The sequence below is a fragment of the uncultured Sphingomonas sp. genome, assembly GCF_913778135.1.
In the GTDB taxonomy this organism is placed as follows: domain Bacteria; phylum Pseudomonadota; class Alphaproteobacteria; order Sphingomonadales; family Sphingomonadaceae; genus Sphingomonas.
In genome coordinates, this window is record NZ_CAJYVU010000029.1 from 1 (window position 1) to 6,370 (window position 6,370).

The 6,370-nt window shown below is 65.0% G+C and carries 8 protein-coding genes; 5 read left to right on the forward strand and 3 right to left on the reverse strand.

Features of this window, described 5'->3' with window-relative positions:
• The 3 genes from dxs to QZ847_RS02975 form a co-directional block, all read right to left on the reverse strand.
• The coding region (dxs, locus tag QZ847_RS02965; RefSeq protein WP_294352925.1) for a 1-deoxy-D-xylulose-5-phosphate synthase at positions 1–1,864 on the reverse strand (1,864 nt) is incomplete at its 3' end.
• A gap of 74 nt (positions 1,865–1,938) precedes the next feature.
• Entirely contained in the window at positions 1,939–2,409 is a 471-nt protein-coding gene (locus QZ847_RS02970; RefSeq protein WP_294352938.1) for a transcriptional repressor, read from the reverse strand.
• Between the two features lie 58 nt (positions 2,410–2,467).
• Positions 2,468–2,863, reverse strand: a complete 396-nt coding sequence (locus QZ847_RS02975) for a MerC domain-containing protein (RefSeq protein ID WP_294352928.1) — start codon at positions 2,861–2,863, stop codon at positions 2,468–2,470.
• A gap of 106 nt (positions 2,864–2,969) precedes the next feature.
• On the opposite strand from QZ847_RS02975, the gene QZ847_RS02980 reads away from it, so the two are divergent.
• From QZ847_RS02980 to QZ847_RS03000, 5 genes are all read left to right on the forward strand, one after another.
• Positions 2,970–4,019 carry a COX15/CtaA family protein gene (locus QZ847_RS02980; protein WP_294352930.1) on the forward strand — a complete coding sequence of 350 codons (1,050 nt, stop codon included), beginning with the start codon at positions 2,970–2,972 and terminating at the stop codon, positions 4,017–4,019.
• Between the two features lie 135 nt (positions 4,020–4,154).
• Complete coding sequence (gene rplM, locus QZ847_RS02985; RefSeq protein WP_093007448.1) at positions 4,155–4,634, forward strand: 50S ribosomal protein L13; 480 nt, start codon at positions 4,155–4,157, stop codon at positions 4,632–4,634.
• A complete protein-coding gene (gene rpsI / locus QZ847_RS02990) occupies positions 4,634–5,182 on the forward strand; it encodes a 30S ribosomal protein S9 (RefSeq protein ID WP_294352932.1) in 549 nt (182 codons plus the stop codon). Before rplM ends, rpsI begins: the two co-directional genes overlap by 1 nt.
• A 273-nt stretch (positions 5,183–5,455) precedes the next feature.
• Positions 5,456–5,713 (forward strand): hypothetical protein, encoded by a 258-nt coding sequence (locus QZ847_RS02995; RefSeq protein WP_294352934.1) that lies wholly within the window; start codon positions 5,456–5,458, stop codon positions 5,711–5,713.
• On the forward strand, positions 5,714–6,274 hold the full coding sequence (locus QZ847_RS03000; RefSeq protein WP_294352936.1) for a hypothetical protein: 561 nt from the start codon (positions 5,714–5,716) through the stop codon (positions 6,272–6,274).
• Positions 6,275–6,370: the final 96 nt, after the last annotated feature.

Here is a 6,370-nt window from a genome sequence, read left to right on the forward strand (position 1 = left end):
CGACGATCGCATCGGCGTCGAGCCCGGCCTGCGCATATTGCACCTCGGGCTTGTCCTGATCCTGGAACAGGTCGGGCAGCCGCATCGTGCGTATCTTGAGCCCCGCGTCGGTCAGCCCCTCGTCCGACGCCATCGTCAGCACGTGTGCGCCGAGACCGCCGACCGCATTCTCTTCGATCGTCACCGCGACCTCGTGACTGGTCAGCAGGCGGCGGATCAGCGCGTTGTCGAGCGGCTTGGCGAAGCGAAGGTCAGCAACCGTGGTCGACAGACCGCGCGCGTCGAGCGTGTCGGCGGCGCGCATCGCCTCGCCCAGCCGGGTGCCGAGCGACAGGATCGCGACCTTCTTGCCCTCGCGCACGATCCGACCCTTGCCGATCTCAAGCAACTCTGGCGTCTCGGGCAAGGCGACACCGGTGCCGTTACCGCGCGGGTAGCGCACCGCGATCGGCCCCGAATCGTGCTCGACACAGGTGTGGACCATGTGAACCAGTTCGGCTTCGTCCGCCGCCGCCATGACGACGAAGTTCGGTAGCGTCGCCAGATAGGTGACGTCGAAGCTGCCCGCATGAGTCGCACCATCCGCGCCGACCAGACCCGCGCGATCGATCGCGAAACGCACCGGCAGATTCTGGATCGCCACGTCGTGAACGACCTGATCGTAGGCGCGCTGCAAGAAGGTCGAGTAGATCGCCGCGAACGGCCGCATGCCCTGTGCGGCGAGGCCGGCGGCGAAGGTCACCGCATGCTGCTCAGCGATACCGACGTCGAAGAAGCGGTCAGGATAGGCGTTCGCGAACTTGTCTAGCCCGGTGCCCGATGGCATCGCCGCGGTGATCGCGCAGATGCGCGGATCGTTCGCCGCTTCCTTGGTCAGCGCCTCGCCAAACACGTTCTGGTATTGCGGCGGTCCCGGCGGTGCCTTCGCCTGGGTGCCGGTAATGACGTCGAACTTCTGCACGCCGTGGTATTTGTCGGCCGCGGCCTCGGCGGGAGCGTAGCCCTTGCCCTTCTTGGTCACGACGTGGACGAGAATCGGGCCTTCCTCCGCGTCGCGCACGTTCTCCAGCACTGGGATCAGATGCTCTAGATTGTGGCCGTCGATCGGCCCGACGTAGTAGAAGCCCAGTTCCTCGAACAAGGTGCCGCCCATCGTCATGCCGCGGGCGAACTCGTCGGTCTTGCGGGCAGCCGAGTGGAACGGACGCGGCAGCTTGCGCGCGACCTTCTTCATGAGCTCGCGCAAGGACAGGAACTCGCGGCTTGACACCATGCGCGATAGATAGGCCGAAAGCCCACCGACCGGCGGTGCGATCGACATGTCGTTGTCGTTCAGGATCACGACCAGCCGATTGCCCGCGGCCTCGGCGTTGTTCATCGCCTCATAGGCCATGCCTGCGCTCATTGCGCCGTCGCCGATCACTGCGATACCCTTGCCGGGCGTGCCCGCCAGCTTGTTGGCGATCGCGAAGCCGAGCGCGGCGGAGATCGAAGTCGAGGAATGCGCCGCGCCGAACGGATCGTACTCGCTCTCGCTCCGCTTGGTGAAACCCGACAGGCCGCCGCCCTGACGCAACGTGCGAATGCGGTCACGTCGCCCCGTCAGGATCTTGTGCGGGTAGCATTGGTGACCGACGTCCCAGATCAGCCGGTCGCGCGGCGTATCAAAGACGTAGTGGATCGCGGTCGTCAGCTCGACCACGCCGAGCCCCGAGCCCAGGTGCCCGCCGGTCGTCCCAACCGCGGAAATCGTCTCCTGCCGCAGTTCGTCTGCGAGTTGCGGCAGCTGCTCCGGCGAGAGCTTGCGGAGGTCGGCAGGGCTTTTGACGGTGTCGAGCAGCGGCGTCACGGGAACATTGGCCATCACGGCCGGATAGACCAGCCGATGCCTTGTGTCGATTGCAACGATCTACCAGGCAGCATCTCGCGCCTGAGCGGTTAGTTGCTGCCAGCCGTGCAGGCGGCACAGCGCCCGCGAACCTCGATCACGGGGCGCTCGGGCGTGAACCCGGCCTCGCTCGCCGCCGTGCGTACGGCAGCGGTGATGCTGTCGTGATCGAGGTGGGTAGTGGTGCCACACGCGTCGCAGACGAGGAAGATGCAGTCGTGGCGACAATTGGGATGCGTGTTGGCGACGTACGCATTCTCGCTCTCGACCCGTCGCGCCAGATTGTTGCCGACGAACAGGTCGAGGATGCGGTACACGCTATTTGCGGCCACGCGGCGGTCCTGCGCCAGCGAAACGGCTTCGGCGATGTCATAGGCCGACGCAGGCCGGCTGAACCCGGCGAGCGCGGTGAACACGCTCTCGCGCATCTGCGTCCACTGTTCGCCCGATTGCTCCAGCTGCGCCTGCGCCGCGCGGGTCAGCTCCTCGCTGCCGCTCTCAAGATGATCGTGCCCCGCCATGCCGGTCGAGATAGGAAGATCGCGGCGATGCGGCAAGCGACCGCGTGCGGCGAAGCACTCAGGCGTGGCGATGACGGTTGAGCGCGTGCCCGGTCGCGAGCACCACCACGCCGGCGATCGTCAGCGCGCTCTCGGCGAGATGATGCGCGCCGTGCGGCACGATGACGGCCGCGGCCATCATCGTCAGCCCGGCCCCGCCGAGCATCAGCGGCAGCGGTCGCCCATGCGCCACCACACCCTTCCCGAACGCGACCGCACCGAGCAGGATAGCGAGCACGAGGCCGACCTCATGGATGAGCGGATTGCCGAGCAGCCCTCCAGCCGTCGACAATACTGCGACCAGCACCGTGGTCGCAACGCAATGCGCCAGACAGGCCGCCGACAGCCAGATCGCCCAACGGTCGAGCCGGTTGCCGGGCGCCGTCGTTTTAGTCGAGGTGGTGCGCTGCGCCATCGATCCGACATTTAGGCCAGCTCCGACCGAGATACAATATCACATGGGACATTTTGTCTCATCGCCGCGTCATCGACGCCTCGACGCAAGCTGAGTATAAGAAGGCATGCTTCAGGCGACCCCAGGATATTCGACGACCGCGCGTCCGCTCGCGATCGCGCGCTGGTTATATGCGGTGGCCGCGTTGATCGTCGCGATGGTTGTTGTCGGCGGCATTACGCGACTGACCGAATCGGGTTTGTCGATCACCGAGTGGAAGCCGATCAGCGGGATCATTCCCCCGCTCACCACCGCGCAGTGGCAGGCCGAGTTCGCGAATTATCAGCGTATTCCGGAGTATCAGCAGCTCAATCGTGGCATGACGCTCGACGGGTTCAAGGCGATCTTCTTCTGGGAATATCTCCACCGCGTGCTGGGGCGGGTGATCGGGATGGCTTTCGCGCTGCCGCTGATCTGGTTCGCGATACGCCGACGCATTCCGGCTGGCTATGGCTTGCGGCTTACCGCCTTGCTCGCGCTCGGAGGATTGCAGGGAGCGATCGGCTGGTGGATGGTCGCCTCGGGCCTGTCGGTGCGAACCGATGTCAGTCACGTGCGCCTGGCGGTGCACCTCGTCACCGCGCTGACCATCCTGGCCGGGATCGTCTGGACCGCGCGCGACCTACGCTCGCTTGCCGCCTCCCCACTGGCGCGCCCCGCTCACCTTGCGCTCGGGGCCGCCGCCGCGCTGCTGCTGTTGTTCACGCAGATTACTTATGGCGCGTTCACTGCCGGGCTCGACGCGGGCTACGCCTTTGCCAGCTGGCCGCTGATGGGCGACACGCTGTTCCCCGCGGGCGTGCCGATGCTCAGCCCGAGTGCCGCCAACCTCGTCGACAATCCGATCGTGGTACAGTTCATTCACCGCTGGCTGGCCTTTGCCGCGGCGGGCGGTCTGCTGTGGCTCGCCTGGCGCGCACGGGCGGCCGGTCACTCGCGGGCGGCCATCGCCGTCGCCACGCTCGTCGTGCTTCAAATCACGCTCGGCATCGCGACATTGCTGTCGGGCGTGGAGATCGTCGTCGCGGTTGCGCATCAGGCGAATGCCGCCCTTCTGCTGATCGCCAGTGTGGTTGCCGCGCACGGGATCAGCACGCCGCGCCGCACGGCCATCTAGTCGGGTATCTCGTTACCCGTCAGCAAAGTGGCGAAAACCTTGACTTGTCGGGCGCACGCCGGCAATTGGCCGGCAACGACGCGCGGGCACCCTCGCTGCGTCGCTTTTCTTTAGTTGATAAAGGTCACTAGGCCCATGAAGGCGCTGATGAAGACCACCAAGTCGGCCAAGCCGCACGAGGTGGAGAAGAAGTGGCACATCGTCGACGCGGAGGGCCTGGTGGTCGGTCGCGCGGCGGTGGTGATCGCCAACGTGCTGCGCGGCAAGCACAAGACTAGCTTCACCCCGCACGTCGATTGCGGTGACAACGTCATCGTCATCAACGCGGACAAGATTCGCTTCACGTCGAACAAGGCGGAGAAGAAGGTCTATTACAAGCACACCGGTTACGCCGGCGGCATCAAGGGCGTGACCGCGGCCAAGGTGCTGGAAGGTCGCTTCCCCGAGCGCGTGCTGGAAAAGGCCGTCGAGCGCATGATCCCGCGCGGGCCGCTGGGCCGCGAGCAGATGCGCCACCTGCGCATCTTCAAGGGCGCCGAGCATCCGCACGAAGCCCAGAACCCCGAGGTTCTCGACATCGCCGGCATGAGCCGCAAGAACAAGGTGGGCGCATAATGTCCGACAATCGCCAGTCTCTTTCCGATCTCGGCGCCGCGCTGCAGCAGCAGTCGACTGCCGCGCAGGACGCGTCCGACAACCAGGCCAACGCCTACATGGCTGGCCAGATCGACGAGCCGGTACAGCGCGCTCCGCTGCGCGCCCAGGAGCTCGACAAGTACGGTCGCGCCTACGCCACCGGCCGCCGCAAGGACGCGGTCGCTCGCGTCTGGCTGAAGCCGGGTTCGGGCAAGATCACGATCAACGGTCGCGATCAGGAAATCTATTTCGCGCGTCCGACGCTGCGCCTCGTCATCAACCAGGTGTTCGGCATCACCGAGCGCGAGGGCCAGTATGACGTGATCTGCACCGTCAAGGGCGGTGGCCTGTCGGGTCAGGCCGGCGCGGTCAAGCACGGCATCAGCCAGGCGCTGACCAAGTACGAGCCGATCCTGCGCTCGCCGGTCAAGGCCGCAGGCTTCCTGACGCGCGACCCGCGTGTCGTCGAGCGTAAGAAGTACGGCCGTGCGAAGGCACGCCGCAGCTTCCAGTTCTCGAAGCGCTAAGGTTCAACCTTCCCGGTTGTACATGGGGGCGGTCCGGTAACGGGCCGCCCTTTCTTGTTTTCGACGCCCACTCGGATTGCTGACTACGTCTTGTATCGTTCTAAGCCTGAACCATCGTGTTCTGGGTGGAATCCAGACACTCCGCATCGGGCGATGCTCGCCTTACTCTAACTGCCGTATTCGCAGGCGCTTTTCAGGGCGACATATCAGCTCCAGGGCCGAACGGCGCTGAAGGGCATACTCACCACCTCCGGAAAGGCAGACGGGCCCGTAGTGCTCAGCATTCTCGGTTCCGGGCCAACCGATCGCGACGGTAATAACCCGCTCGGGTTGACGGCAGCGTCCTATCGGCTGCTTGCAGAGGAGCTAGCCGCCAAGGAAGTGACGACGGTTCACATCGACAAACGCGGCATGTTCGCCAGCGCCCGTGCCATACCAGATGCTGCAGCGGTGACGATCGGAGACTATGCTCACGACGTACGCGCCTGGGTAGAGGCAGCTCGCCATCAGACCGGCGCGAAGTGCGTGTGAGTGCTCGGCCAAAGCGAGGGCGGATTGGTTGCGCTCGAAGCTGCTCAGCGCGACGAGGTTATCTGCGGACTAGTGCTCGTCGCTACGACGGGTCGGCCGTTGGGCAACGTGCTCAAAGACCAACTCCGCGCCAATCCGGCCAGCGCGCCGCTGCTCAATCAAGCGAATGCCGCGATGGACTGGATTGCAGCTGGCAAACGAGTTGTCGAGAAAGGCTTACCTTCACCGCTGGCACCACTCTTCCGACCCGCCATCCAAGGCTTTCTAATAAGCACCTTCGCGCTCGATCCGGCGGAGCTGGTCAGCAACGTGCGCAAGCCAGCTGTCATCATTCAAGGTGAGCGCGGCATTCAGGTCGACGTGACCGACGCACAAGCTGTGCGGGTTGCGGCTCCCGCTGCGGCGCTGGCACTACTGCCAAACACAAACGATCTTCCCAAACAGGTGATGTCGGGCCATTGGGGTGCAAAGGTGGCCACTTATGCTGGCCCGAGCCTGCCCCTAGCCCCGAACGTGACGCAGACTATCGCGCTGCTCGTGATGAACCCACGACAATCCTGACTCCAGTCGATTGATCCACGCTCCGTTCGCTTTTGGGCAAAAGCGGACATCCACTGCCTATGCCAGTGTCCGCCTGAGCGCGTCGCGCCAGCCGGC

Bases quoted from the DNA above. Each gene is read 5' to 3' on its own strand.
- QZ847_RS02970 (WP_294352938.1), bottom strand. From the start codon at position 2,409: ATGGCGGGGCACGATCATCTTGAGAGCGGCAGCGAGGAGCTGACCCGC.
- QZ847_RS02975 (WP_294352928.1), bottom strand. From the start codon at position 2,863: ATGGCGCAGCGCACCACCTCGACTAAAACGACGGCGCCCGGCAACCGG.
- QZ847_RS02980 (WP_294352930.1), top strand. From the start codon at position 2,970: ATGCTTCAGGCGACCCCAGGATATTCGACGACCGCGCGTCCGCTCGCG.
- rplM (WP_093007448.1), top strand. From the start codon at position 4,155: ATGAAGGCGCTGATGAAGACCACCAAGTCGGCCAAGCCGCACGAGGTG.
- rpsI (WP_294352932.1), top strand. From the start codon at position 4,634: ATGTCCGACAATCGCCAGTCTCTTTCCGATCTCGGCGCCGCGCTGCAG.